At 68.0% G+C, this 26098-nt stretch carries 22 protein-coding genes; 4 read left to right on the forward strand and 18 right to left on the reverse strand.

Annotated features, from left to right (window positions below):
• Positions 1-122 precede the first annotated feature (122 nt).
• The 4 genes from WS62_RS14620 to WS62_RS36440 form a co-directional block, all read right to left on the reverse strand.
• On the reverse strand, positions 123-2585 hold the full coding sequence (locus WS62_RS14620; RefSeq protein WP_066571832.1) for a glycosyltransferase: 2463 nt from the start codon (positions 2583-2585) through the stop codon (positions 123-125).
• Entirely contained in the window at positions 2582-4051 is a 1470-nt protein-coding gene (locus WS62_RS14625) for a flippase (RefSeq protein WP_066571834.1), read from the reverse strand. Before WS62_RS14625 ends, WS62_RS14620 begins: the two co-directional genes overlap by 4 nt.
• Before the next feature lie 48 nt (positions 4052-4099).
• Positions 4100-6256 (reverse strand): hypothetical protein, encoded by a 2157-nt coding sequence (locus tag WS62_RS14630; RefSeq protein ID WP_066571835.1) that lies wholly within the window; start codon positions 6254-6256, stop codon positions 4100-4102.
• 136 nt (positions 6257-6392) lie between these two features.
• Entirely contained in the window at positions 6393-6599 is a 207-nt protein-coding gene (locus tag WS62_RS36440; protein ID WP_156440989.1) for a hypothetical protein, read from the reverse strand.
• Between the two features lie 206 nt (positions 6600-6805).
• Between WS62_RS36440 and WS62_RS14635 the strand changes: the two genes are divergently transcribed.
• Genes WS62_RS14635 through WS62_RS14645 form a run of 3 tightly spaced genes read left to right on the forward strand, consistent with a single transcriptional unit; the run spans position 6806 to position 9897 of the window.
• A complete protein-coding gene (locus WS62_RS14635) occupies positions 6806-7864 on the forward strand; it encodes an acyltransferase family protein (protein WP_066571837.1) in 1059 nt (352 codons plus the stop codon).
• Between the two features lie 34 nt (positions 7865-7898).
• Positions 7899-8942, forward strand: a complete 1044-nt coding sequence (gene gmd / locus WS62_RS14640) for a GDP-mannose 4,6-dehydratase (RefSeq protein ID WP_066571839.1) — start codon at positions 7899-7901, stop codon at positions 8940-8942.
• Positions 8929-9897 carry an NAD-dependent epimerase/dehydratase family protein gene (locus tag WS62_RS14645; RefSeq protein WP_066571842.1) on the forward strand — a complete coding sequence of 323 codons (969 nt, stop codon included), beginning with the start codon at positions 8929-8931 and terminating at the stop codon, positions 9895-9897. The genes gmd and WS62_RS14645 overlap by 14 nt, the downstream gene beginning before the upstream one ends.
• On the opposite strand, the gene WS62_RS14650 is transcribed toward WS62_RS14645, so the two are convergent.
• The 14 genes from WS62_RS14650 to asd all read right to left on the reverse strand — a co-directional run bounded on the left by WS62_RS14650 (position 9882) and on the right by asd (position 25813).
• A complete protein-coding gene (locus WS62_RS14650; protein ID WP_066571844.1) occupies positions 9882-10259 on the reverse strand; it encodes a cupin domain-containing protein in 378 nt (125 codons plus the stop codon). The genes WS62_RS14645 and WS62_RS14650 overlap by 16 nt on opposite strands.
• A 264-nt stretch (positions 10260-10523) precedes the next feature.
• Entirely contained in the window at positions 10524-11795 is a 1272-nt protein-coding gene (locus WS62_RS14655) for an O-succinylhomoserine sulfhydrylase (protein WP_197422839.1), read from the reverse strand.
• Between the two features lie 176 nt (positions 11796-11971).
• Positions 11972-13507, reverse strand: coding sequence for an amidophosphoribosyltransferase (gene purF, locus WS62_RS14660; protein WP_066492119.1), 1536 nt, complete (start codon positions 13505-13507; stop codon positions 11972-11974).
• 51 nt (positions 13508-13558) lie between these two features.
• The gene (locus tag WS62_RS14665; protein ID WP_066571846.1) at positions 13559-14053 is read right to left on the reverse strand and encodes a CvpA family protein; all 495 of its coding nucleotides are present in this window, start codon (positions 14051-14053) and stop codon (positions 13559-13561) included.
• Between the two features lie 6 nt (positions 14054-14059).
• Complete coding sequence (locus tag WS62_RS14670) at positions 14060-14878, reverse strand: SPOR domain-containing protein (protein WP_066571847.1); 819 nt, start codon at positions 14876-14878, stop codon at positions 14060-14062.
• A gap of 29 nt (positions 14879-14907) precedes the next feature.
• A complete protein-coding gene (gene folC / locus WS62_RS14675) occupies positions 14908-16221 on the reverse strand; it encodes a bifunctional tetrahydrofolate synthase/dihydrofolate synthase (RefSeq protein ID WP_066571981.1) in 1314 nt (437 codons plus the stop codon).
• Between the two features lie 108 nt (positions 16222-16329).
• Positions 16330-17202, reverse strand: a complete 873-nt coding sequence (gene accD / locus WS62_RS14680; RefSeq protein ID WP_059472835.1) for an acetyl-CoA carboxylase, carboxyltransferase subunit beta — start codon at positions 17200-17202, stop codon at positions 16330-16332.
• An 83-nt stretch (positions 17203-17285) separates the two neighbouring features.
• Entirely contained in the window at positions 17286-18101 is an 816-nt protein-coding gene (trpA, locus tag WS62_RS14685; RefSeq protein ID WP_066571849.1) for a tryptophan synthase subunit alpha, read from the reverse strand.
• Between the two features lie 190 nt (positions 18102-18291).
• Complete coding sequence (locus tag WS62_RS14690) at positions 18292-19131, reverse strand: DNA-methyltransferase (protein WP_066571851.1); 840 nt, start codon at positions 19129-19131, stop codon at positions 18292-18294.
• Positions 19132-19141: 10 nt separating this feature from the next.
• Positions 19142-20335, reverse strand: a complete 1194-nt coding sequence (gene trpB / locus WS62_RS14695; protein WP_066571853.1) for a tryptophan synthase subunit beta — start codon at positions 20333-20335, stop codon at positions 19142-19144.
• A 69-nt stretch (positions 20336-20404) separates the two neighbouring features.
• A complete protein-coding gene (locus tag WS62_RS14700; protein WP_066571854.1) occupies positions 20405-21127 on the reverse strand; it encodes a phosphoribosylanthranilate isomerase in 723 nt (240 codons plus the stop codon).
• The gene (truA, locus tag WS62_RS14705; RefSeq protein WP_066571858.1) at positions 21124-21936 is read right to left on the reverse strand and encodes a tRNA pseudouridine(38-40) synthase TruA; all 813 of its coding nucleotides are present in this window, start codon (positions 21934-21936) and stop codon (positions 21124-21126) included. Before truA ends, WS62_RS14700 begins: the two co-directional genes overlap by 4 nt.
• Complete coding sequence (locus WS62_RS14710) at positions 21936-24557, reverse strand: FimV/HubP family polar landmark protein (RefSeq protein WP_066571860.1); 2622 nt, start codon at positions 24555-24557, stop codon at positions 21936-21938. The genes truA and WS62_RS14710 overlap by 1 nt, the downstream gene beginning before the upstream one ends.
• A 134-nt stretch (positions 24558-24691) precedes the next feature.
• Positions 24692-25813 carry an aspartate-semialdehyde dehydrogenase gene (gene asd / locus WS62_RS14715; RefSeq protein WP_066571862.1) on the reverse strand — a complete coding sequence of 374 codons (1122 nt, stop codon included), beginning with the start codon at positions 25811-25813 and terminating at the stop codon, positions 24692-24694.
• Here asd and WS62_RS14720 point away from each other — a divergent pair.
• Entirely contained in the window at positions 25812-26027 is a 216-nt protein-coding gene (locus tag WS62_RS14720; protein WP_066571864.1) for a 3-isopropylmalate dehydrogenase, read from the forward strand. The two genes, asd and WS62_RS14720, sit on opposite strands and share 2 nt — an antisense overlap.
• Positions 26028-26098: the final 71 nt, after the last annotated feature.

Consider the following 26098-nt stretch of genomic DNA (forward strand, 5'->3'; position numbering starts at 1 on the left):
TGGCGGATTGCGAAGGAATCCCGGCGTCCGCCGACGATGAGCGCGACCGCGCGCTCAGGTGCCCGGTGTCGGCAATGTGATCGCCGAGGCCGCCGCGCCGCCCGCTCGCCGCCAAACCGGTTTCACCGCCGCCGCGCGGTCCCGACGAGAATCCGCTCGACCTGCTCGACGTAAGTCTGCGTGCCGAAGCGGCTCACCGCGGTGTTGTAGCCGTTCGCGACGAGCCGCTCGCACAGGACCGCGTCGGTCCGCAGCGCGGCGAGCGCATCGGCGAGCGCGTGGGCGTCGCCGGGTTCGCAGAGGAGGCCGTTCACGTCTTCGTCGATGATCTCGACGACGCCGCCCGCGCGCGCCGCGACGACCGGCCGCTTCGCGAGCATCCCTTCGACGATCACGCGGCCGAACGGCTCCGGCGTGATCGACGTGTGCGCGACGACGTCGACCGCCTTCATGCACGCGGCGACGTCGCGCTGGAAGCCGAGGAAATGCACGCGCTCGCCGAGCCCGTGCAGCGCGACGTAGCCGCGCAGCTCGGCCGCGTATTCGTCCTCGCCGAAGAGCGGCGCGCCGACGAGCGCGACGTGCATGTCCGGATAGAGCCGCGCCGCATCGAGCAGCACGTGCTGCCCCTTCCAGTGCGCGAGCCGGCTGAACGAGCCGACGATCCACGCGTCGGCCGGCAAGCCGAAGCGCACGCGCAGCGCGGCCTGGCGGACCGGTTCCAGCGCGACGAACGGCTCGGCCGAGATCCCGTTGAAGACGACCTGCACCGCGCGGCGGTCGAAGTCCGTCAGCGCGAGGAACGCCTGCGCGGACGCGTCCGAGTTCGCGATCACGCGCGTCACGCCGAGCCGCGCGCAATGCTTGATCGCGAGCCGCTGCTTCGGGCCGAAATGCGCGTCGCTGACGATGTCGCGCAAATGCCAGACGACCGGCTTGCGCGCGAGCCGCCCGGCAAGCGCGCCGACCACCATCGCGCGCTGCGTGTTCGCGTAGATCACGTCGAACTCGCGCGCGCGGCGCGCCACCTCGCGCACGAGCGCGAGCAGGCTGCCCGCCGCGCGCAACGACACGCCGCCCTGCTTGTGCACGCCCGCTAGCGCGCGCTGCCCGACGACGTCGACATGCACGCCCGCTTCGTCGAGCGCCGCGCGAAACGGGCCGTCGTCGAACAGCACGACGTCGGCCGAATCGCGCAGATGCTTCATGATCTCGAGCAGCGACAGCTCGGCGCCGCCCAGCACGCCGCTCTGGTCGAGCACGAGCGCCTTCAGGCCGCTCGCCGCGAGCGCCGCGCGGCCGCTCGGCCGCGTCGCGTCCGCGCGCTTCGCGCGCGCCTGCGCGTTCGGCAGGAGCGCGTCGATCTGCGCGACGAAGCGCCGCCGGAAATGCGCGGCGGAAAACCGCTCGGCGTTCGCGCGACAGTCCTCCGGCGTGAAACGGCCCGGCGCACGCTCGAAATCGTCGACCGCGTCGACGATCGCGCGCACGCTCTGCTCGTCGAAGAACACGCCGGTCGGCCGCTCGTGCGACGCCGCGTCGCGCACCGTCTCGAGCGCGCCGCCCTTGCCGAACGCGATGACGGGCGTGCCGCACGCCTGCGCCTCGACGACCGAGATCCCGAAATCCTCCTCCGCCGCGAACACGAACGCCTTCGCGCGGCGCATCCGGTCCTGCAGCACCGAGAACGGCTGATAGCCCATGATTTCGACGTTCGGCGCGGCCTTCGCGCGGATCTTGCGCATGTCCGGGCCGTCGCCGATCACGACGAGCCGCCGCTCGGGCATCTGCGCGAACGCCTCGACGATCAGGTCGATCTTCTTGTACGGCACCATCCGCGACGCGCTCAGGTAGAAGTCTTCCTTGTGCGCCGACAGCGTGAACGCGTCGACGTCGACGGGCGGAAACACGACCGCCGCGTCGCGCTGATAAACCTTGCGAATCCGCCGCGCGATGAACGCCGAGTTCGCGACGAAGCGGTCGACCGAGTTCGACGTGCGCACGTCCCAATTGCGGATGTAATGCAGGATCAGCCGCGCGAGCGCCGATTTGACGCCGCGCGTCAGCTGCGATTGCTCGAGGTACTGATGCTGGAGATCCCACGCGTAGCGGATCGGCGAATGCACATAGCTGACGTGCACCTGGTCCGGCCCGGTGAGAATGCCCTTCGCGACCGCGTGGCTGCTCGAAATGACGAGATCGTACGCGGACACGTCGAGTTGCTCGATCGCGAGCGGCATCAGCGGCAGATAGCTGCGGTATTTCGTGCGCGCGTACGGCAGCGTCTGGATGAACGACGTCGTGACCGGCTTGCCGCGCAGGAACGTGCGATCGTCGAGGAAATCGACGAGGCTGAACAGATCCGCGTCCGGAAAGCACGCGACGATCTGCTCGAGCACGCGCTCGGCGCCCGCATAGGTGACGAGCCAGTCGTGGACGATCGCGACGCGCAGCGGCCGCGCCGCGTCGCGCGCACGCAGCGGGGGCGGCGGCGCATCGGCGACGCGCGCGTCGCGCGCGGCGCGCTCGACGTCCTGAAACGTCGCGGCGCGCTGCAACGGGTGTTCTGCAAGATCGCGATTCATACGCTCTTCCTCGGGTTCAGGCGCACGAGCACGCTGCGCGCGAGCGCGCGCATGCCGGGCGTCATCGTGATCGACCAGCCGACGTTCAACGCGACCGCGACCGCGCATCCGGCGACCGCGGCGGCGAGGCCGCCGGGCAGCGCATGCGCGAAGTAAAGGCTTGCAAGCAGGAATGCGAGGTGCGCGAACATGTCGAGCGCGATCGCGCGCATCCGGATCGCGGACAGATACAGCAGCACGCCGTAATCGACGAGCGCGCGCGCGGCGACGACGACGGCCGCGCCGATCAGCCCGAAATGGTGGATGCCGACCCACAGCGCGCCGACGAAGAACGGCATCTGCACGAGGCCCGCGGCGGCGGCGCGCGCCGGGTTGACCTGCGACTGGATCAGGATGCGCGTGACGCTCGCCTGTCCGACGAGCCACACGCTGATCACGAGCACGCGGCCGACGGGCGCCGACAGCTCGGCGAGATCCCTGCCGATCCACAGCGTGAGGAACGGCCCGAGCGCGAAGACCGCGACGATCGCGACCGGCGTGAACACGCCGTTCAGGAATTCGAGCGACTGCTTGACGAGCGTGTCCGCGTGGTCGCGGCCGAGCGCCGACAGCCGCGGAAACAGCGTGCGCACGAGCGCGTTCGGCAGCATGTTCAGGCGCGTGACGAGGTTCTGCGGCACCGTGTAATACGTGACGTACTTCGCGCCGAGCCCCGCGCCCAGCATCACGCGATCGAGCGTGTCGGCGATCATGCTCGTCGTGCTCGCGATCAGCATCCAGCCGCCGAAGTTGAAGAGCCCCTTCGCGGTGCCGAGCTTCGGCGGCTCGATCTTGCGGATGCCGAGCACCTTCATGCTCGCCGAGCCGAGCATCACCGCGGCGATGAAGCGCGCGCCGACCGCGGCGGCGAGCACGACCTGCAGCGTCGGCGCGACGAGCCACGCGGCGAACAGCGGCATGAGCTGGAACAGGAACGTGCCGATCGTCTGGTTCGTGTTGAACACGCCAAAACGCTCGGCGCCGTTGATTGCGCCGGCGAACACCCACGACACGTTCGCGAGCGGAATCGCGAGCGCGAGCCACGGCAGCGCGAGATACACCTCGTGCTGCAGCTCGGCCGACACCTTCGTGAAGTACGCGGTGTACATGAACGCGCCGAAGTAGATCAGGAGGCCGCCCGCGATCCCGGTCGCGAGGTTCAGCCAGAACGCGCTCCAGAACACGCGCGCGCTCTCTTTCGCGTCGCCGCCCGCGAGCGCCTTCGAGATGTGGTTCTGCGCGGCCATGCTCATCCCGAGATCGAGGATTCCGAAATAGCCGATCAACGTCCACACGAGGCTCACGACGCCGTAGCGTTCGACGCCGAGCGCCTTGATGTACGCGGGCACCGTCACGAGCGATACGAACGTCGGCAGGATCAGGCCGAAGAAATTGATCGCGACGTTCTTCAGAATGCCTTTATCCATGGTCGCGCCGCCCCGCTCCGGTCACGCCCGCCCTCGTCCATGCGCCGTTCATTGCGGCCTCCATCGATACATCATCACTTTGCCGCGCGCGTCCTCTTCGACGAAGATCAGGTACTCGCCGCTGTCGCGCCTGTACGCGCTGATTCCGAACGGGACATCGACCCAGCCGGACGCGCGCCCGACTTCCGGCCCCGGCTTGATCACGCCGAGCTCGCGGCCGTTCTCCTTGTCGTACACGTGCACGGTGCCGACCGGCTCGACGCCGAACAGATAGCGGCCTTCGACCGTCAGGCCGATCAGCGTGAAGATCGGCTTCGCATCGAGCTGCCACGGCAGCGAAACCTGGTAGCGCACGACGGGCGAGCTGCTCGACCACTTGTCGAAGCGCACGAGCACGCGCCCCACTTCCTTCGAAAGGCCGCCCACGCGCGGCGCATCGGCCGTGTAGCCCGTCACGTACAGCGTGTCGGCCGACGCGTCGTACAGCGAGCGCCGCAGCTCGGTGAACGGCGCGGGCGTCGGATACGTCGTCAGCTTGTCGTACGCGTAGATCGGGTTGCCGGCCTTGTCGAGGCCGCCGAAGCGGAAGCGCCGGATGCCGCGCGTGTCGCTCGTGCGCCAGATGTCGCCGTTCGTGTCGACCCACCAGCCCCAGCCGCCCGCCATGCCCTTGCCAGTCGTGTTCAGCTCGAACTCGCCTTCGTCGATGCGGCCGTTGCCGTTCGCGTCGCGCCAGATCCAGTCGCCGCCCGACGGCCGGTTCGGCACCTTGTCGACGGGCCGCGCGCGGCCCGCGAGCAGCCCCGACGGAATCGCGGTTTCGCCGTCGCGCTTCGGATCGAAGCGATAGATCTTCAGATGGTCCGCGTACATGTCGGTCAGATAGAGGAACGTGCGGCCCGCGACCTTGCGCGCGAACGGCATTCCCGGCCATTGATCGGTGTTGAACACCGGATCGTCCGGATACCTGAAACGATTCGACAGGAATCCGGCATATTTCCATTCCTTGCCGACGGGCTTCGACAGATCGAGCTCGAAGCGCTTGTTGCCGGTGTAGACGCTGTTCGGCCGGCCCGGATCGATCCACGCGCCGTCGACGAACAAGAGCCCCTGCACCTGCCAGCGCAGCCGTCCGTCCGGCGCGTAGCTCTCGAGCGTGCTGCCGAGCCCCGCGCCGATCGTGCCGTGGCGCGGCCCGATGCCGTTCGTCGCGACGTAGACGTTGCCCGCGCGATCGACGCCGACGCCCGTCAGCCCGTTGAAGCGCTGCGGCCCCGGCCGCCCCGCGTAGCCCGAGAAGATGCCGCCGCGCTCGCCGAGCGTGCCGGACATCGTATAGCCGCCTTCGCCGGATTTCGAGAAGATCAGGACCTGCTGGCGCGGACCGTTGTCGGCGATCAGCACGCGGCCTTTCGCGTCGGTCGCGACGTCGACGGCCTCGGTGCCCGACGGCAGCTCGGGCGCGTCGTCGATCCTGCGGCCGTCGGATCGCACGTGCGCGAGCTTCGCCGGGCCGTTCACCGTGTCGGTCAACAGCCACAGCGTGCCGTCGCCCGCGAACGCGATCCGGCCCGGCTCGTGCGCGCTCCACGCGCCCTTCTTCTGCATCGTCTGCGCGTCGTACACGTTGACGGTGTCGTGCAGCGGATCGGTCGCGTACAGCACGCTGTCGTTCGCCGCGAGGCCCGCGACTTCCGCGCGCGTATCGGTCGGCACTTCGTTGACCATCAGGAAGCTCGCCGCGAGCTTCGCGCGCGCGTCCGACGCCTTCGCGCTGCGAAACGGCGCGGCCTGCTTCACGTCGCCGATGTCGCGGCGCGAGATCCCGTACCACTGCCGGCCCTTGTCCGGCCAGACGCCCGGTCCGACGAGCCGGCCCTTTTCGTTGCCGACCGCGATCGCGACGTACGCATAGCGGCTGTTGACCGCGATCGCGCTGCCGCCCGCGTTGCCCCAGCCGTGCGTGCCGCCCGCGAAGCCGAGCATCTTGCCGTCCTGATAGACGCTCGCTTCCGCGCCGCTCTCGTCCCACGGCGCATTCGTATACACCTTGCCGTCGGGCGCGACCGCGATCGCGCGAATGTCGATCTGGGTCCACGTGCCGTCGCCGTAGCCATAGGTGTTGCCGATCCACGACGTCGTCGCGGGCAGCACGTTCTCTGCTCTCGCGGCGCCCGTCAGCATCGCCGCCGCGCACACCGCCACTCCCATCCGCATCAAACGTCGCAAAACGCCTCTCCCTTCGACCGTGACGAGACGCCCGCGCGCCTGGCCGAAATGCGAGCCGGACGCACGAAACGCTCGTGCGTTTGCGACACATGCACGCATCGCAAAATAGGTTTCAAACGATGCGAAGCAGGTTACAAGCAAAAATATTCACAAGAAATTTGGAAATATTTGCGGATATTTCGATGCGCGATCGCGTATCGAACGATCGTTTCGGCCGCGTTCCGCCGGCAAGAACGACCGGCGGCGCCTGCGGACGCGTGTAGAAAATGCCGCGCGGCATCGCGCGCGCGATCCAGACAATCGGGGTCGAATTTCGCATCGCACCCGCCGCTTGCCCGGCGGACGCGGCTGCCGCGCCGCATCAGAAAAAGTCGAACGCAGCACAACGTTTTTTTGCCGATTTCTTTTCCCTAGAATCGATTTCAACTCGATCTTTCATTTATTTCAGCGGATGCACGACGATCGGAACGACGAAAGCGCAGCGCGCGGCCGGCCCCGAACCGTCATCGTCCGCGCCTATGCACGATGACTCGCGATACGCTCGTTGCCCCGCCCGCCCATGCCGGCCGCATCGTCCAGCTCGACGGCCTGCGCGCGTTCGCCGTGCTCGCGGTGTTTTTCCAGCATGCGCTGAAAGCTCCGCTGTGGATCGGCGTCGATCTCTTCTTCGTCCTGAGCGGCCTGCTCATCACCGGCATCCTGCTCGAACGCAAGTCGCGCGGTCAGTCGTACTTCGGCTACTTCTACGCGCGCCGGGTGCGCCGCATCCTGCCGCCGTATCTGCTGCTGCTCGCCGTCTCGTCGATCCTGTTCGGCGTCGAATGGGCAAGACACTGGCCGTGGTACGCGTTCTTCTCGACGAACATCGGGCTGTCGCTCGGCGGCATCGGGCACGACAGCCTGAACGTGCTGTGGTCGCTCGCCGTCGAGGAGCAGTTCTACATCTTCTGGCCGTTCGTCGTGCTGCTCATTTCCGAGCGCGCGCTCGCGTGGGTCGCGGCCGCGCTGATCGTCGCGGCGCCGCTGCTGCGCGCGGTCGCGACGCCCTGGTTCGATTCGTTCTGGCCGATCTACTACCTGACGCCGTTCCGGATGGACCTGCTCGCCGCGGGCGCGCTGCTTGCCGTCGCGCTGCGCCGCGACCGGCGCGCGCTCGAGCCGTACTACGGCGCGGCGATCGCGCTCGCATGCGCGGCGCTCGCGGCGCTCGCGTGGCTGCACCTGTCATATCCGCGCTTCCGCGCGGCGAACACGCCGCTCTCCAACGCGACGCTCTACAGCATCTCGCTCGTGCTCTGCACGTCGATCGTCGTGATCGCGCTGCGCGGCCGCGGCCTCGTGCAGCGCGTGCTGACGAATCCCGCGCTCGTCTATATCGGCACCGTCAGCTACACGATCTATCTCGTCCACCTGAGCGTGCTGTATGCGCTCTGGCCGCTGCACCTGAACCGCTATCCGACGGCGGCGCTCGCGTTCGGCATCACGCTCGCGTATGCGACCGCGAGCTGGTACGGCTTCGAGCGGCGCCTGACGCGCGGCGCGCCCCGGCAAGCGCTCGCGGGCGCCGCGCGCGCATCCGCATGATCCGATTCACCCATCGTTCGATTAGGAAACCGCAATGACCCAAGCACGCAAGGCGATCATCACCGGAATAACGGGCCAGGACGGCGCTTATCTGACGAAGCTGTTGCTCGACAAGGGCTACGAGGTCGTCGGCACGTATCGCCGCACGAGCTCGGTGAACTTCTGGCGCATCGCCGAACTGGGCGTCGACCGGCATCCGAACCTGACGCTCGTCGAGCACGACCTGACCGACCTCGGCTCGAGCCTGCGCCTCATCGAACGCGCGCAGCCGGACGAGCTGTACAACCTCGCCGCGCAGAGCTTCGTCGGCGTATCGTTCGATCAGCCGACGACGACGGCCGGCGTCACGGGCCTCGGCGCGCTGAACCTGCTCGAAGCGATCCGCATCGTGAATCCGAAAGCGCGCTACTACCAGGCGTCGACGTCGGAGATGTTCGGCAAGGTGCAGGCGATCCCGCAGATCGAGAGCACGCCGTTCTATCCGCGCAGTCCGTACGGCGTCGCGAAGCTGTTCGCGCACTGGACGACGGTCAATTACCGCGAGTCTTATGGCATTTTCGGTTCGAGCGGAATCCTGTTCAATCACGAATCGCCGCTGCGCGGCCGCGAGTTCGTCACGCGCAAGATCACCGACACCGTCGCGAAGATCAAGCTCGGCCGGGCGAACCGGCTCGAGCTCGGCAACATGGATGCGAAGCGCGACTGGGGTTTCGCGCTCGAGTATGTCGAAGGGATGTGGCGAATGCTGCAGGCGGACGAGCCCGACACCTACGTGCTCGCGACGAACCGCACCGAGACGGTCCGCGATTTCGTGCGGATGGCGTTCGCGGCGGCCGGCTACCAGCTCGAATGGAGCGGCAAGGCCGAAGACGAGCGCGGCATCGACACGGCGACGGGCAACGTGCTCGTGTCGGTGAATCCGAAGTTCTACCGCCCCGCCGAAGTCGATCTGCTGATCGGCTGCGCGGACAAGGCGAAGGAAAAGCTCGGCTGGACACCGAAAACGACGCTCGAGGCGCTGTGCCGTATGATGGTCGAAGCCGACATCACGCGAAACCGCCACTATGAGACCTTCTGAATCCGGCGCGCGGCGCGCGCTCGTCACCGGCATCGCGGGCTTCACCGGACGCCACCTCGCCGAGCGTCTCGAAGCGGCGGGCTACGACGTGTGGGGCACGGTCGCGCCCGGCACCGACGTGTCCGGCGATCCGCTGCTGCGGCGCTGGCAATGCGTGAAGGCGGATCTGCTCGACGTCGACTCGCTGCACGCGGCGGTCGCCGACGCGCGGCCGCACGCGGTCGTGCACCTCGCGGCGCGCGCGCACGTCGCACACGGCAATCCGCAGGACACGTACCTCGTCAACGTGGTCGGCACACGTAACCTGCTCGCGTCGCTCGCGGGCCTCGACGCGCGCCCGGACGCGGTGCTGCTCGCGAGCAGCGCGAACGTCTACGGCAACGCGCCGACCGAAGTGCTCGACGAAACGACACCGCCGCAGCCGGCGAACGACTACGCGGTCAGCAAGCTCGCGATGGAATACATGGCGAAGCTCTGGCTCGACCGCTTGCCGATCGTGATCGCGCGGCCGTTCAACTACACGGGCGTCGGCCAGAGCGAAGCGTACCTGTTGCCGAAGCTCGTCGCGCACTACGCGCGCGGCGAACCGCGGATCTCGCTCGGCAATCTCGACGTGAGCCGCGATTTCTCCGACGTGCGCGACGTCGTCGACGCCTACGTGCGGCTCGTCAACGCCGCGCCGGCAGGCGAGACGTTCAACGTGTGCGCGCAGCGCGGCCATGCGTTGAAGGAAGTGCTGGCGATGCTCGCGCGAATCGCGGGCTATGTGATCGACGTCAGCATCGATCCGCGCTTCGTGCGCGCGAACGAAGTGAAGAAGCTGGTCGGCTCGCGGCAGAAGCTGCGCGGCGTGATCGGCGACGTGCGCGTGACGCCGCTCGACGAGACGCTGCGCTGGATGTATGACGACATGCGCGCGGCGTTCGTCGCGCGTGAAGGTCAGCCGGCGAGCTGAGCGTCGATGCTCTTCGCGAGCGGCGACGGCGTGTCGCCCGTGTGCAGCGTCGTGACGGTCTCGATCAGCGCGATCCCGCACTCGTCTTCGGCGACCGGGTTGTGCATCGTGTTCTTCGGCACGATGCAGAAATCGCCGGCGTTCAGCACGACGTCGCGATCCTCGAACTGGATCCGCAAGCTGCCGTAGACGACGTAGAACATTTCGTCCTCGTCGGCATGCTTGTGCCACGTGAATTCGCCCTTCAGCTTCGCGACCTTCACGTACTGGTCGTTCACGCGCCCGACGACGCGCGGCGACCAGTATTCGGTCACGTCGCGCAACGCCGCTTCGAAGTTGATGCCGGTGCCTGCCTGGAACATGGGGACGCTCCTTGTCGGTGCATTCGAGCGGCCAGCTTAGCAGCAACCATGCGAATGCGCGGAAGCCGGCCTGTCGCGGCTCGGGGCGGCTCGGGGTGGCTCGGGGCGGCTCGGGGCGGCTCGGGGTGGCTCGGGGTGGCTCGGGGTGGCTCGGGGCGGCTCGGGGTGGCTCGGGGCGGCTCCGCTCGGCGCGGTGCCGCTCGGCGCGGCACGATGCGCATCAAGCGCGATGCGCCGAGCCGAGCCGCATCGAAACCGGCCGCGTCAGCCGGCGAGGCCGCGCGCGAGATCGCCGCGGATGTCCGCCGGATCCTCGAGCCCGACCGCGAGCCGGATCAGCCCTTCAGTGATTCCCGCCGTCTCGCGCGCTTCCGGCGTGATCCGGCTGTGCGTCGTCGTCGCCGGATGCGTGATCGTCGTGCGCGTGTCGCCGAGGTTCGCGGTGATCGACACGATCTTCGTGCCGTCGATCACGCGCCATGCGTTCGCGCGCTGCTGCTCCGGCGTGTCGCCCTTCAACTCGAACGACACGACCGAGCCGCCCGACTTCTGCTGACGCTTGGCGAGCGCGTATTGCGGATGCGATTCGAGCCCCGGATAGAACACGCGCTTGACGGCCGGATGCGCTTCGAGCCAGCGGGCGATCTCGAGCGCGTTCTCCGACTGCCGGTTCACGCGCAGCGGCAGCGTCTCCATCCCCTTCAGCAGCACCCATGCGTTGAACGCGGAAAGCGTCGGCCCCGCGGTGCGCACGAACGGGAACACCTTCTCCATGATGAACGCCGTCGAGCCGACGAGCGCGCCGCCCAGCACGCGGCCCTGGCCGTCGAGGAACTTGGTCGCCGAGTGCATCACGACGTCCGCGCCGAGCTTGAGCGGCTGCTGCAGCACCGGGCTGCAGAAACAGTTGTCGACGACGAAGAGCGCGTTCGCTTCCTTCGCGATCTTGCCGATCGCCTCGATGTCGGCGAGCTCGGTCATCGGATTCGACGGCGTCTCGAGGAAGAACATCTTCGTCTCGGGACGCACGGCGGCGCGCCATGCGTCGAGATCGGTCGGATCGACGAACGTCGTCGTGATGCCGAACTTCGCGAAGATCTGCCCGAACATCCCAAGCGTCGAGCCGAACAGGCTGCGCGAGCTGACGAGGTGGTCGCCCGCCTGCAGCGCGGCCATCACGACCGACATGATCGCCGCCATCCCGGACGCGGTCGCGATGCACGCCTCGCCGCCCTCGAGCGCCGCGAGGCGATCCTGAAACATCGTGACGGTCGGGTTCGTGAAGCGCGAGTACGTGTAATAGTCTTCCGAATGCTTGAAGCGCTCGGCCGCCTCGGCCGCGCTCGCATAGCAGAAGCTCGACGTCAGGAAGATCGCTTCCGAATGCTCGTTGAATTCGCTGCGCAGCGTGCCCGAGCGGACGGCGAGCGTGTCGAAGTTGAGAGAGTCGTCCATGTTCCGTTCATCCGTTTTCAAGCGCATCGCCGCCATGCGCGCCGCGCGGCGAATGCGCAGACCAACAAAAAGCCCGCTCATGCGTCGGCATCAGCGGGCTTAGTGTGCGGTACGAACAGCTATCGACTCGGGCCGGCGTGGCGCTGCTCGCCGGCCTTCGCTTTAGCTGTTTCGGGTTGCCCCGCGTCCGCAAGCTGAAATCAAATCGACGCAAGGCGCCATCGTATCACGCCTTTTCGGTCACGTGCGCGCGGCGCTCATTCGACCGATAGTTGCAGGTTCATCTGCGAGCGCGCGGCGCCTTCGCCGCTCGGATCGCGATCCGCCTGCGACGCGGGTGCGAGACGCGCACGCTCGATCGCATCGAGATACTCGGGCGTGACGTCGCCCGTGATGTAGTCGCCATCGAAGCACGACGCCTCGAAGCACTCGAGCGCCGGGTTGATGTCGCGCACCGCGCGGCGCAGATCGTCGACGTCCTGATAGATCAGGTAATCGGCGCCGATGATCTTCGCGACTTCCTCGTCGGTGCGGCCGTGCGCGACGAGCTCGCCGCGCGTCGGCATGTCGATCCCGTAGACGTTCGGGAACTTCACGGGCGGCGCCGCCGACGCGAAGATCACCGACTTCGCGCCCGCGTCGCGCGCCATCTGCACGATTTCGTGCGACGTGGTGCCGCGCACGATCGAATCGTCGACGATCAGCACGTGCTTGTCCTTGAACTCGATGCTCATCGCGTTGAGCTTCTGGCGCACCGACTTCTTGCGCACAGCCTGGCCCGGCATGATGAACGTGCGGCCGACGTAGCGGTTCTTGAAGAAGCCTTCGCGATACTTGACGCCGAGCTTCGCCGCGACCTGCATCGCCGCCGGACGCGACGAATCGGGAATCGGCATCACGACGTCGATCGGCACGTTCGGCAGCTCGCGCTTGATCTTCTCGGCGAGGTAATCGCCCATCCGCAGACGGACGTTGTAGACGGGCACGCCGTCGAGGCACGAATCCGGACGCGCGAGGTACACGTACTCGAACATGCACGGATTCAGGCTTGGCTTGTCCGCGCACTGGCGGCTGTGGAACTTGCCGTCGACGTCGATGAAGATCGCCTCGCCCGGCTGCACGTCGCGGACGAACTCGAAGCCGATGCCTTCGACCGCGACCGACTCCGACGCGACCATCCATTCGGTGCCGTGATCGGTTTCGAGCTTGCCGAGGCAAAGCGGGCGGATGCCGAACGGATCGCGGAACGCGAGGAGGCCGTGACCCGCGATCAGCGACACGATCGCGTACGAGCCGTGCGCGCGGCGGTGCACGCCCGCGACCGCCTTGAACAGCGAATCCGGATCGAGCTCGAGGCCCGTCGTCGACAACTGCAGCTCGTGCGCGAGCACGTTCAGCAGCACTTCGCTGTCGGAGTTCGTGTTGATGTGGCGGCGGTCGATCCGGAACATCTCGTCTTTCAACTGCTGCCAGTTCGTCAGGTTGCCGTTGTGCGCGAGGATGATGCCGAACGGCGCGTTCACGTAGAACGGTTGCGCTTCGGCTTCGCTCGACGCGGAGCCCGCCGTCGGGTAGCGGACCTGGCCGATCCCGGACGTGCCGGGCAGGCTGCGCATGTTGCGCGTGCGGAACACGTCGCGCACCATGCCGTTGGCCTTGTACATGTGGAAATTGCTGCCGTCCGCCGTCGCGATGCCCGCTGCATCCTGACCGCGATGCTGCAGCAGCAGCAAGCTGTCATAGACGAGCTGGTTGACCGGGGACTGGGAGATAACGCCTACGATGCCGCACATGGCATGTCCTTCAACGATACAAAAAACGGTTCGGTCGGTGCGCTCGCGCGATCAGACGTGAATGTACGCGGCGAGCCCGTCGGGCAAGAGCGGCTTCAGCTCGCGCACGCCCTGTTCGGCGAACGGACGCAGCAACGCGTCGCGCCAGAAATCCTGTTTCGGCAGCTCGGTCAGGCCGGCCGCGGCGACGAGCAGCACCACGAGCAGCACGCCGCGCACGAGGCCGAACATCATGCCGAGCGACCGGTCGACGCCGCCCAGGCCCGTCGCCTGCGCGATCCGCGACAACAGCGCGTTCGCAACGCCCGCGACGAGCACGACGCCGATGACGATCAACGCGAACGCGATCACCCATTGGGTCAGCGCGCCGCCCGGCCAAGTCGCCGGAACGTAAGGCAGCACGACGCCGACGAAGCGGCACGCGATCAAAAATGCGGCGATCCAGCCGATCAGGCCGAAGATCTCGCCGACGAAGCCGCGCCATGCGCCGCGCAGCGCCGACAGACCGATCACCAGCAGGACGGCGTAATCGAAAGCAGTCAGCATCGCCCGTTACTGCGCGAGGCCCGCTTCGCGCACCTTCGCGATCGCGGCGGACGCGGCCGCGCGATCGGCGAACGGTCCCGCGCGCAACAGTGTAGCCGTACTGCCGTCGGCCTGCTTGCGATGCTCGACATAGGCAGGCACCCCCGCCGCCTTCAACTTTGTCGCCCAGGTGCGGGCGGTCGAGTCGTCGCGGAACGCGCCGAGCTGCAGCGCGAAGCGCGCGCCGGGCGGCGAGGCGGGCGACGACGATGCGTCGCCGCCGTCGGCCGATGCCGTCGCGGCCGGCGTGCGAGCCGCTGCGGCGGTGTCCCGCGGCGGCGCCACGGCCGGCTTCTGCGCGGCGCTCGGCGCCTTCGCGGCGGCGGTTTGCGTCTTCCTGGCTTCCTGAGCGTCCGACTTCGCGGCCGCGGCGGGCGCCGGCGCGACGCTCGCCGCCGCGACAGCCCCGGACGCGGGCGGCTCGTCGTGTGCGACGCCCGCCTGGACATCCGACGCGTCTTCGTCGTTCGCGGCGGCCGCCTCGTGCGACGGACGGCTCGGGATGTCGATCGCGACGTCGTCGGTGACGGGCTTCGGATGCGAATCGAGCACCATCGGCAGCACGATCACCGCGGCGACGACGAGCGCGATCGCGCCGACGAGGCGCCGACGCGCGCGTTGTTTTTCAGGAAGGGTCGGATCGAGCAGCAGTGCGTCGGTGTCGGGCCGCTCGGTGCGGCGCGGCCGGCGCTCCACGCGTTCGGTGCGCACGGTCCGGGCGCCGGACCGCGACCCGCGCCTTTGCGGCGCGTCGTCATCTTTCTTGCCGAACGAGAAAATTCCCATGTATGGCTGAACCCGAAGCTACTCGTCAGTCAGTGGTCATGGCGGCGGTCCACGACGGGCATCACGCCCGCTACCGTGTAGAAGCTACCGAAAACCACGATTCTATCATTGTCGGATGCGCTTTTTAGCGCATCGAGGAACGCATCGGCCGGCGTCGCGTGACGCGCGACGCTATGTTGCGCGCCATTTTCGACGCCCGCGCCGCGCAGCACGCGCTCGAGCACCTCGGCCGACGCCGCGCGCGGCAGCGGCAGATCGGTCAGATGCCAGTGGTCGATCGAGCCCTTCAGCCGCTCGACGATCCCGGCGAGATCCTTGTCGGCCATCGCGCCGAACACCGCGTACGTGTACGGGTAGTAGCCCATGCCGTCGAGATTCTGTGCGAGCACCGCGGCCGCGTGCGGGTTGTGCGCGACGTCGAGCAGCACGAGCGGCTTGCCGGGCAGCACCTGGAAGCGCCCCGGCAGCTCGACGTTCGCGAGCCCGAGCCGGATGTCCTGCGCGGACACGGGCAGCTTCTCGCGCAGCGCCTCGAGCGCGGCGAGCGCGGCCGACGCGTTGAGCAACTGGTTCGCGCCGCGCAGCGCCGGATACGCGAGCGCCGGATAGCGCTTGTCGCGGCCGACGTAGGCCCATTGCTGGCGCTCGCTGCCCGGCTGCGTCGCGAAGCGGAAGTCGCGCCCGACGAGCCACAGATCCGCGCCGACCGCCGCCGCGTGATCGACGAGCGTCTGCGGCGGCGTCGGGTCGCCGCAGATCGCGGGCTTGCCCGGACGGAAGATGCCCGCCTTCTCGAACGCGATCTTCTCGCGGGTGTCGCCGAGATATTCGATGTGGTCGACGTCGATGCTCGTCACGATCGCGCAATCGGTATCGATCACGTTGACCGCGTCGAGCCGGCCGCCGAGCCCCACTTCGAGGATTACCGCGTCGAGCCCGCGCGACGCGAACAGGTGCATGATCGCGAGCGTCGTGAATTCGAAGTATGTGAGCGACACCGGTTCCGGCAGGCTCGTGCGCGCCGCCTCGACCGCCTCGAAGTGCGGCAGCAGCTCGTCGTCTTCGACGATTCGCCCATCGATGCGCGCGCGCTCGTTGAAGCGCAGCAGATGCGGCGACGTGTGGCAGCCGACCTTATAGCCCGCGCGCACGAGAATCGTCTCGAGGAACGCGCAGGTCGAGCCCTTGCCGTTCGTGCCGCCGACCGTGATCACCGGGCACGCGAACTGGAGCGTCAGCGCGTCCTTCACCTTGCCGATGCGGGTCAGGCCCATGTCGATGCCGACGGGATGCGCGCGTTCGAGGTGCGAGAGCCACGCGTCGAGAGTGGAAAAAGTGCTCATCGAATTCAAAGCGAATCAAAGCGAATCAAAGCGAATACGCCAAAAAAACAAACGCGCCGCTCGGCGCAAGCCGAGCGACGCGCGGTCGTGCTATCACGCGCGTGGCCGTCAAGCCAGCGCGTCGGCCGGCTGGCGCTGCAGCAGCGCGAGCAACTGGGCGATCTCGTCGCGCATCTTGCGGCGGTCGACGATCATGTCGATCGCGCCCGTCGTCAGCAGGAACTCGGCGCGCTGGAAGCCTTCCGGCAGCTTCTCGCGGACCGTCTGCTCGATCACGCGCGGGCCGGCGAAGCCGATCAGCGCCTTCGGCTCGGCGATCACGACATCGCCGAGGAACGCGAAGCTCGCCGACACGCCGCCCATCGTCGGATCGGTCAGCACCGAGATGAACGGCAGCTTCGCCTCGGAGAGCTTCGTCAGCATCGCGGTGGTCTTCGCCATCTGCATCAGCGACAGCAGGCTTTCCTGCATCCGCGCGCCGCCCGAGGCGGTGAAGCAGATGAACGGCACCTGCTGCTCGAGCGCGTTCTGCGCGCCGCGCGCAAAGCGCTCGCCGACGACCGAGCCCATCGAGCCGCCCATGAACGAGAACTCGAAGCACGCGGCGACGACGGGCAGCGTGCGGATCGCGCCGCCCATCACGACCATCGCGTCGGTCTCGCCCGTCTCCTCCATCGCTTCCTTCAGACGATCCGGATACTTGCGGCTGTCCTTGAACTTCAGCGAATCGACCGGGACGATCTCCTGTCCGATCTCGTAGCGGCCTTCCGAATCGAGCAGCGCGTCGAGGCGCTCGCGCGCGCCGATCCGCATGTGGTGATCGCACTTCGGGCACACGTGCTGATTCGCGTCGACGTCGTTGCGGTACAGCACCGCTTCGCACGACGGGCACTTGACCCACAGGCCCTCGGGAATCCCCTTGCGGCTTTTCGGATCGGTCTGCTTGATCTTCGGCGGCAACAGTTTGTCGAGCCAGCTCATCGTATGGTTTCCTGTTCGGTGGCGGGCCGGGCGGTCTGCACCCGGGCCCGCCGTCAGCTATGTGTTGACTTCTCGCGCGTCGCTTACGCGGACGGCTTGCCTGCGCCGTCGATCGCGGCGCGCAGCTCGGCCACGAACCCCTTGAGCTCGGCGGCGGCGTTTTCCGGCGCGGCCTGCTCAAGCAATTGCACGAGGCGGCTGCCGATCACGACCGCGTCCGCCACCTCGGCCACCGCGCGCGCCGTCGCGGCGTCGCGGATGCCGAAACCGACCCCGACGGGGAGCGGCACGCGCGCCTTGATGGCGGGGATTTTACCCGCAATGCTCGAAACATCCAGATTTCCCGCGCCGGTCACGCCCTTGAGCGACACATAGTAGACGTAGCCGCTCGCCACGTGGCCGACTGCGGCGATCCGGTCGTCGGTCGACGTCGGCGCGAGCAGGAAGATCGGATCGATGCCCGCCGCGCGCATCTTCGCGGCGAAATCGTGCGCTTCCTCGGGCGGATAGTCGACGACGAGCACGCCGTCGACGCCCGCGTCGCGCGCGGCCGCCGCGAACGCGTCCTCGCCCATTCGCTCGATCGGGTTCGCGTAGCCCATCAGCACGACGGGCGTCTTCGCATCGCGCTCGCGGAAGCGCTTCACGTCGTCGAGCACGCTGTGGAGCGTCACGCCCTTCTCGAGCGCGCGCTCGGACGAGCGCTGGATCACGGGACCGTCCGCCATCGGATCGGAGAACGGCACGCCGAGCTCGATCACGTCGGCGCCGCCTTCGGCGAGCGCGTGCATCAGCTCGACTGTCTTCGCCGGATCGGGATCGCCCGCGGTGATGAACGGGATCAGCCCTTTGCGCCCTTGGGCGGCGAGTGCGGCAAAAGTATTCTGAATACGGGACATGACTTTTTCCTATGTCGATCCGGAGTTAGCGCTTCAGCGCTTACTCCGGTCCCATGCAAAGCTGTCGATCCGGAGTTAGCGCTTCAGCGCTTACTCCGGTCCCATGCAAAGCTGTCGATCCGGAGTTAGCGCTTCAGCGCTTACTTCGGTCCCATGCAAGCAACGTTCGCTATCGCGCACGCGGCGCGACTCAAGCGCCGGTCGGCGCCACCAGCGCCGTCACGCGCTCGCGCGCGATCGCGCAATAGCTTTCGTTGATCTCGTAGCCGACGAAGTCGCGCCGCTGCCGCGCGCAGGCCACCGCGGTCGTGCCGCTGCCCATGAACGGGTCGAGCACGCGGCCGCCCGGCGGGCAACTCGCGAGCACCATCCGCTCGACGATCTCCAGCGGCTTCTGGGTCGGATGGTCGACCCGCTCCGCATGCTGGCGGTGCAGGCGCGACACGGACCAGACGTCCTTCGGGTTGTAGCCCATCTCCAGCCACTTGCTGCCTTCGAACAGCTTGCGCGAGCGCGCTTTCTTCGTATCGGCGTCGTACGGGATGCGGACCGGATCGAGATCGAAGTAATAGCCTTTCGACACCGCGAAAAAGCCGATGTTGTCGTGCACCGACGTGAAGCGGCGCGTCGTGCCGCCCATGCTCGGCACGCGCCGGTCCCAGATGATCTCGTTGACCATCGTGAGCTTCGTCTTCAGGAAACTGAAGATCTCGGGCGCGTACTGCCACGTGCAGAACACGTACATCGAGCCGCTGGACTTGAGCTTCGGAATCGCGAGATCGAGCCATTCGCGCGTCCACGCGAGATGCTCGTCGCCCGAGCGCTTGTCCGAGTCGTTGCCGTAGTCCTTGCCGAGCCCGTACGGCGGATCGGCGACGATCAGGTCGATCGACGCGTCCGGCAGGCTCGCGGCTTCGGTCAGGAAATCGCGGTTGTGCAATGCGATGCCGGCGGGCAGCGCGCAGGCGGCCGGAACCGCTTCCGCTTCGCTCGCCGCGCCGCCCCCCGGCTCTTCGATCAGGTCGCGCATCGGTCGGGGTTCAGAGCGCGATGCCCGATCGCTCGGCGACCGTGTGCATGTCCTTGTCACCCCGGCCCGACAGGTTGACGAGCAGGATCTTGTCGTTCGGCAGCGTCGGCGCGAGCTTCGTCGCATAGGCGATCGCGTGGCTCGACTCGAGCGCCGGGATGATGCCCTCGATCCGGCAGCACTCGTGGAACGCCTTCAGCGCCTCGACGTCGGTAATGCCGACGTACTGCGCGCGGCCGCTGTCCTTGAGCCATGCGTGCTCCGGGCCGACGCCCGGATAGTCGAGCCCCGCCGACACCGAATGCGTCTCGATGATCTGGCCGTCGTCGTCCTGCAGCAGGTACGTGCGGTTGCCGTGCAGGACGCCCGGGCTGCCGCCGATCAGCGACGCCGCGTGATGGCCGGTGTCGAGCCCGTCGCCCGCCGCCTCGACGCCGATCAGCTGGACGGCCGCGTCGTCGATGTACGGATAGAAGATGCCCATCGCGTTCGAGCCGCCGCCGACGCAGGCGATCACCGCGTCCGGCTGCCGGCCGGCGAGCTCGGGCATCTGCACCTTGCATTCGTCGCCGATCACGCGCTGGAAGTCGCGCACCATCATCGGGTACGGATGCGGGCCCGCGACCGTGCCGATGATGTAGAACGTGTTCTCGATGTTCGTGACCCAGTCGCGCATCGCTTCGTTGAGCGCGTCCTTCAGCGTGCGCGAGCCGGATTCGACGGGCACGACGGTCGCGCCGAGCAGCTTCATCCGGTAGACGTTCGCGGCCTGCCGGCGCACGTCCTCGGCGCCCATGTAGACGATGCACTCCATGCCGAAGCGCGCGGCGATCGTCGCGGTCGCGACGCCGTGCTGGCCCGCGCCCGTCTCGGCGATCACGCGCTTCTTGCCCATCCGCTTCGCGAGCAGCGCCTGGCCGATCACGTTGTTCACCTTGTGCGCGCCCGTGTGGTTCAGGTCTTCGCGCTTCAGGTAGATCTGCGCGCCGCCGAGCATCTCGCTCCAGCGCTGCGCGTGATAGATCGGCGACGGACGGCCGACGAAGTGCTTCAGTTCGCGTTCGTACTCGGCGACGAAGTCGGGATCGTTCTTGAATTTCTCGTACGCGGCACGCAGCTCGTCGAGCGCGTGAATCAGCGTTTCGGCGACGAACACGCCGCCATATGGGCCGAAATGGCCGCGATCATCGGGGAGGTTGTACATGACGTCACTCTCGGTTCGACCGCGCGGCGTCCGGATTCTCGTTTCCGGCGCCCGCCGCGCGGGCTGGCATCACCCGGCGTCCGCTTCGCGCACTGCGCGCACGAACGCCGCCATGCGGGCGCGATCCTTCACGCCCTTTGCGCCCGGCGTTTCGATGCCGCTCGAGACATCGACCGCGAACGGACGCACCTGACGGATCGCATCACCGACGTTTTGCGCGTTCAACCCACCACTCAAAACGGCCCGACGCGCGAGCTCTGCTGGAATAAGTGACCAATCGAAGACCTTGCCGCTGCCGCCATAGTGCTCGACGAGGGTGTCGAACAAGAGACCGCGGGCTGCGGAATAGTGAAGCGCCGATTCTACCAAATCGGCCGGCCGAGTCGCCATGCCCACGCGCAACGCGCGCAGCCACGGCAGCCGCGCGGCGGCGGCGAGCGCCGCGCACTGCTCGGGCGTCTCGTCGCCGTGGAATTGCAGCAGCGACAGCGGCACTTCGCTCGCGACGCGCGCGATCTCGTCCGCGGTCGGATTGACGAACAATCCGACGACCGACACGAACGGCGGCACGCGCTTCGCGAGCTCGGCCGCCTGCTCGATCGTCACCGCGCGCGGGCTCTTCGGATAGAACACGAGACCGATCGCGTCGGCGCCGAGCTCGGCCGCCCAGTCGACATCGCCGGGCCGCGACAGCCCGCAGAGCTTGATCCGCGTGCGCGGCGGCGGCGCGGCGCGCTCGGCTTCGTGGTGCGCGTCTGCGAACGGCGCATCGTTCGTCGTATCGGTCATCATGGTCGTCCGTCCAGATCGGCCCACACGCTGCTCCACGGCACGCTGCCGAGTTGCGCGGGCGGCACCGCGAATTCGGCCGGATAGCCGACGTTCGCAAGATAGAGCCCTTCGGGCATGAAAGTCGGCGCCGCGCAATCGCGATCGCGGCTGTCGAGCACTTCCGCGAGCCACGACGCCGGGTAGCGGCCGCGCCCCACCGCGACGAGGCAACCCATCAGGTTGCGCACCATGTGGTGCAGGAACGCGTTCGCGCGGAAGCGGAAATGGATGAAATCGCCGTCGGGACGGATGCCGATCTGGTACAGATGCTTGATCGGCGACTTCGCCTGGCACTCGGACGAGCGAAACGCCGAGAAATCGTGCTCGCCGACGAGATATTCGGCGGCGTCGCGCATCGCGTCGACGTCGAGCGGCATGTGAACCCAGCCCGCGCGCCCGGCGAGCATCGGCGAGCGCACCGGATGCACGTAGAGCGCGTAGTAATAGGTGCGCTCGAACGCGGCGAAGCGCGCGTGAAACGTGTCCGGCATCGGCTTCGCCCATTGCACGGAAACCGTGGATGGCAGGAACGCGTTCGTGCCGCGCACCCACGAGAAGTCCGCGCGGTCGAGCTCCGTATCGAAATGGACGACCTGGCCGAGGCCGTGCACGCCCGTATCGGTGCGGCCCGCGACCGTCGTGTGCAGCGATGTCTGCGCGAATTCGGCGAGCGCCCGCTCGAGCGCGTCCTGGACGGTCTTGCCGTGCGGCTGCGACTGCCAACCGCAGAACGCCGCGCCGTCGTACTGAATGCCGAGTGCGATTCTCATCACGACAGATCGGCCAGTTTGGCGAGCATCACGTGCGCTTCGTCGCGCGTGTCGGCGTGACCGGCTTCGATCACTTCGTGCAGCAGCGTGCGCGCGCCGGCGAGGTCGCCGAGCTCGACGTATTCGGACGCGAGTTCGAGCTTGTTGCGCGCGATCTTCGCGAGCGCTTCGGGCGTGAACGCCGGCAGCGACGCGCTCGGGCCGGTCGGCAGATCGAGGTCGAAATCGAGGTTCAGCGCGCCGAATTGCGCGACGCCGAGCGGCGGCAGGTTCGGGGACGGTGCGGCCGGCTCGCGGCTCGGAGCGGCGGGCGACTGTGCGGCGAACGATGCGCCGGGCTGCGGCGCAGCCAACGGCGGCTCGGCATGCGCAGACGGCGCAGACGGCGCAGACGGCAGTGCGACGCCAGGCGTACCCGCTTCGTGCGGCGCGGCGGCCTGCGGCGATGCGTCGCCGGCCTGCTGCGGCGCAGTTTGCGGCGGCTCGTCCGCGTGCGGCGTAGCTTCGGTCGACGTCAGCGGCTGCGCCGCGCCGGATGCGGCGGCCTGAGACGCGCCCGCCCCCGATCCGCCCGCTCCCGCCGCAAATGCCCGGGATTCGGCCTCCGACGCATCCTGCCTGCGCGGCCCCTCCGATTGCGATTCGATCGCGGGCGATCCGGCCACCGGTGCCGCCGCTTCACCCTGTTCGGCTCCGCTCGGCGGCGTCGCCTGATGCGGCTCGGCCGCCCACGGGCGGGCCACGGGCGCTTCGTCGCGAAGCGATTCGCCCCCATCACGATCCGCCCCTGGCGTTGCTTCGCCATGAGTTCCCACTTCACGCGTATCTTCCACGCCAGTCGGCTGGCGCGCGGCGACTTGACCGTTAGTTGCACTTTGCACCGAACCCGAACCGGCCGGCTCGGCATGCCGCGATTCCGCCGTTCGGTCCACATCGTCCGAATTCGACGCGCGGGGTGGCAGCGGCATATCGAGGCTGTCGAGCGCCGAGATCGCATCGCGCGGAAATGCCTGGCGCCACGCGTACGGCGCGGGCTTCGCGCCGGTCTGCGGAACACTGGACCGCGCGTCGTCCGATTCGGGCACGCGCGGCGCGCCGTTTCGCTCGTCCGGCTGCGGCATCTTCAGCGTCAATGGCTCGACGGGCGGCGTTTGCGGTTCACGAGTCGCCGCGCTGTCCGGCTCGATCTCAAGCGCCGACTTCGATTGGGCAATCGTCGATTCGGCCTTCGTCGGCACAGTCTTCGCTTCATCGGGCGGCGCGATCGGCGACTCGTGATGCGCAGCAGCCGTTGCAGCTTGCCCGCCTGCTTCGCGCGTCTCTTCCGCCGCCGTATCCGCCGAATCCGCCGCGGCCGGCGCACCGGCAATGGCGGCGACCGCATCCGGATCGAGCGCCGGCGCCGGCGTGAACGCGCCCGGCTCGATCGCGTCGGCAGGCGGCCGCCTCTTGCGCCGACGCAGCGCGAAGCCCGCGATCAACGCCACGACGGCCGCGCCAACCGCGATCGCAGCCCCCGAATTGAACGGCAGTTGCGGCACCGCGGTGCGCGACGCGGCGCTCACGGGCGGCGTCACGGCAGGCGCGGAAGCGGCGCTCGTCGTCGATTCGACCGTCGCCGCCGCCTCGGAACCGGCCACCTCCGAGCCGGACGCGGCGGACGCCGCCGCGCCCGCCACGGCGCTCGCTTGCGGCTTCTGCGCGCGTCCGGCCACCGGAGCGGGCGTCGTCAGCGCGCCGTTCGCGGCAGACTTGCCGATCCCGTGCTTCTGCAGTTCCATCAACACGCGATTCTTCAGCGCGAGCAGTTGCTGCAGGCTCGACGGCCGCGCTTGCGACGCGCCCGTCGCCACCTGCGCCGACGAACCCGACAGCGCCAGATTCGCGGCGCCAGGAACGAGCAACGCTTCCGCGCCGGCCGCCGACGCGCCGCTCGCGGCGGCGGGGGCTTGCTGAATCGAACCGCTCCAGACGTGCGGACCGCCGACACTGGACGATGCCGCGGGAGCCGCCGCCTGCGCGGCTGCGGACGGCGCATGCGTCGAAGCGGCGCCGGGTGCCGATGCGCCGTTCGCGCTCGACGCCGTCCCGGCGGCAGCGGAAGCCGCAAGCGCCGCCGCGGCGTGCGACGCCGTCGACATCGACGTCGCCGCCGGATGCGAAGCCGCAGCCGTTGCCGCCGACGCGACCGCATGCGACGCCGCGCCCGCCGCCGAAGCCGAAGCCGCACCGCTCGCCGCGGCGCCGCTCGCGGCCGCACCGGCCGCCGCGCCTGTCACATCGAGCGTCGGCACCGCCAATTGCGCGCCGATCTTCAAGCGGCTCGGATCGCGCTTCATGAACGCCTGCGGATTCGCATCGAAGAGCGCGCGGCCCGCGCGGGCCAGCACGGCAGGATCGTGCGATTGCGTGACGGCGACGGCGATGTCGTTGAGTGACTGGCCGGGTCGCACGGTGATCGTGAGCGGCGCGGCCTGGTCGCCCGCCGCGGCGCTCGCCGCATCCGGCGCCGCGTGCGCGACGGTCGCGCCGGCAAGTACGAGGACGGCGGCCGCGACAGCGCGTCGCGCGGACGAACGGCCGTCAGAGATCGTCGTAGAAGAAAGGAATCGAAGCGTCATCGGCTTGGTCGCCGCGGCATTACGCGGCCTGGGTTCGCGTTTGGAATGAGACAAAATCGGACCGCAAATAAAAAAGCGTCGCGTGAAACGCGACGCTTTCGGGTTGTGTACGCGTCGTAATCGCGTAGTTTACTTTACTTGTCGAGCAGAATGCGCAGCATCCGGCGCAGCGGCTCGGCCGCGCCCCACAACAATTGGTCGCCGACGGTAAATGCCGACAGGTATTCGCCACCCATGGCGAGCTTGCGCAGCCGGCCGACCGGCACCGACAGCGTGCCCGTCACGACGGCGGGCGACAGATCGCGCATCGACGCTTCGCGCTCGTTCGGCACGACCTTCACCCAGTCGTTCGCCGACGCGAGAATGCCGTTGACCTCGTCGAGCGGTACATCCTTCTTCAGCTTGATCGTGAGCGCCTGCGAGTGGCAGCGCATCGCGCCGATCCGCACGCACAGGCCGTCGACCGGGATCGAGCCCGGCTCGCCCATCGCCGGCTTGCCGAGAATCTTGTTGGTTTCCGCGCCGCCCTTCCATTCTTCTTTCGACATCCCGTTGCCGAGATCCTTGTCGATCCACGGAATCAGCGAGCCCGCGAGCGGCACGCCGAACTGGCTCGTCGGCATCGCGTCGCCGTTCATCGCGGCGAGCACGCGGCGGTCGATGTCGAGAATCGCCGAAGCCGGATCGGCGAGCTGCGCCTGAACCGCACCGTTCAGCGCGCCCATCTGCGCGAGCAGTTCACGCATGTTCTGCGCGCCCGCGCCCGACGCGGCCTGGTACGTCATCGCCGTCATCCAGTCGACGAGGTTCTCGCGAAACAGGCCGCCCAGCGCCATCAGCATCAGGCTGACCGTGCAGTTGCCGCCGATGAAGTTCTTCGTGCCCTTGACGAGCGCGTCCTTGATCACGTCGAGGTTCACGGGATCGAGGACGATCACCGCATCGTCCTTCATCCGCAGCGACGACGCCGCGTCGATCCAGTAGCCGTTCCAGCCGGCCGCGCGCAGCTTCGGGAACACGTCGTTCGTGTAGTCCCCGCCCTGGCACGTGATGACGACGTCGCATTTCTTCAGGTCGTCGATGCTCGTCGCATCCTTGAGCGTGGTCTCGTTTTTCGCGAATGACGGCGCCTTGCCGCCCGCGTTGCTGGTGCTGAAAAACACCGGCTCGATCAGATCGAAATCGCCTTCTTCCTGCATGCGCTGCATCAGCACGCTGCCGACCATGCCGCGCCAACCTACGAGACCTACGTTCATGACTCACCCTTTGCTGGAGCTTCCCCGCCTTTTCCGTCCCCGGCGCGACCGCGCGGGGAAACAGGCGGGCACGACGGACGACGATCAGATTTTCGTGATCGTTTTCGTGATGATGATGATTTTGCCGACGAGAATGGCGCGCGTACCCGCACGGGCTTCATTGCCGTGGGGTTTCAAGACCGGGGAGATCAGGGAAGTCAGCGCCATCGCTTGAGTCTACACAAACCTAAGAGGCCGCACAACGGCCAGGAAAACCGGACGGACCCCGTTTTCGGGGCGCCCGGC

Source organism: Burkholderia sp. ABCPW 14 (assembly GCF_001523835.1).
GTDB lineage: Bacteria > Pseudomonadota > Gammaproteobacteria > Burkholderiales > Burkholderiaceae > Burkholderia > Burkholderia mayonis.

Coding starts and splice junctions, on each gene's coding strand:
- trpA (WP_066571849.1), bottom strand. CDS start 18,101: ATGTCCCGTATTCAGAATACTTTTGCCGCACTCGCCGCCCAAGGGCGC.
- folC (WP_066571981.1), bottom strand. CDS start 16,221: ATGAGCACTTTTTCCACTCTCGACGCGTGGCTCTCGCACCTCGAACGC.
- truA (WP_066571858.1), bottom strand. CDS start 21,936: ATGAGAATCGCACTCGGCATTCAGTACGACGGCGCGGCGTTCTGCGGT.
- WS62_RS14650 (WP_066571844.1), bottom strand. CDS start 10,259: ATGTTCCAGGCAGGCACCGGCATCAACTTCGAAGCGGCGTTGCGCGAC.
- WS62_RS14690 (WP_066571851.1), bottom strand. CDS start 19,131: ATGCGCGACCTGATCGAAGAGCCGGGGGGCGGCGCGGCGAGCGAAGCG.
- WS62_RS14655 (WP_197422839.1), bottom strand. CDS start 11,795: ATGAGCGGGCTTTTTGTTGGTCTGCGCATTCGCCGCGCGGCGCGCATG.
- purF (WP_066492119.1), bottom strand. CDS start 13,507: ATGTGCGGCATCGTAGGCGTTATCTCCCAGTCCCCGGTCAACCAGCTC.
- WS62_RS14670 (WP_066571847.1), bottom strand. CDS start 14,878: ATGGGAATTTTCTCGTTCGGCAAGAAAGATGACGACGCGCCGCAAAGG.
- WS62_RS14665 (WP_066571846.1), bottom strand. CDS start 14,053: ATGCTGACTGCTTTCGATTACGCCGTCCTGCTGGTGATCGGTCTGTCG.
- WS62_RS14635 (WP_066571837.1), top strand. CDS start 6,806: ATGACTCGCGATACGCTCGTTGCCCCGCCCGCCCATGCCGGCCGCATC.
- WS62_RS14700 (WP_066571854.1), bottom strand. CDS start 21,127: ATGATGACCGATACGACGAACGATGCGCCGTTCGCAGACGCGCACCAC.
- WS62_RS14625 (WP_066571834.1), bottom strand. CDS start 4,051: ATGGATAAAGGCATTCTGAAGAACGTCGCGATCAATTTCTTCGGCCTG.
- WS62_RS14645 (WP_066571842.1), top strand. CDS start 8,929: ATGAGACCTTCTGAATCCGGCGCGCGGCGCGCGCTCGTCACCGGCATC.
- WS62_RS14720 (WP_066571864.1), top strand. CDS start 25,812: ATGACTCACCCTTTGCTGGAGCTTCCCCGCCTTTTCCGTCCCCGGCGC.
- asd (WP_066571862.1), bottom strand. CDS start 25,813: ATGAACGTAGGTCTCGTAGGTTGGCGCGGCATGGTCGGCAGCGTGCTG.
- WS62_RS14620 (WP_066571832.1), bottom strand. CDS start 2,585: ATGAATCGCGATCTTGCAGAACACCCGTTGCAGCGCGCCGCGACGTTT.
- trpB (WP_066571853.1), bottom strand. CDS start 20,335: ATGTACAACCTCCCCGATGATCGCGGCCATTTCGGCCCATATGGCGGC.
- WS62_RS14710 (WP_066571860.1), bottom strand. CDS start 24,557: ATGACGCTTCGATTCCTTTCTTCTACGACGATCTCTGACGGCCGTTCG.
- accD (WP_059472835.1), bottom strand. CDS start 17,202: ATGAGCTGGCTCGACAAACTGTTGCCGCCGAAGATCAAGCAGACCGAT.
- gmd (WP_066571839.1), top strand. CDS start 7,899: ATGACCCAAGCACGCAAGGCGATCATCACCGGAATAACGGGCCAGGAC.
- WS62_RS36440 (WP_156440989.1), bottom strand. CDS start 6,599: ATGCGAAATTCGACCCCGATTGTCTGGATCGCGCGCGCGATGCCGCGC.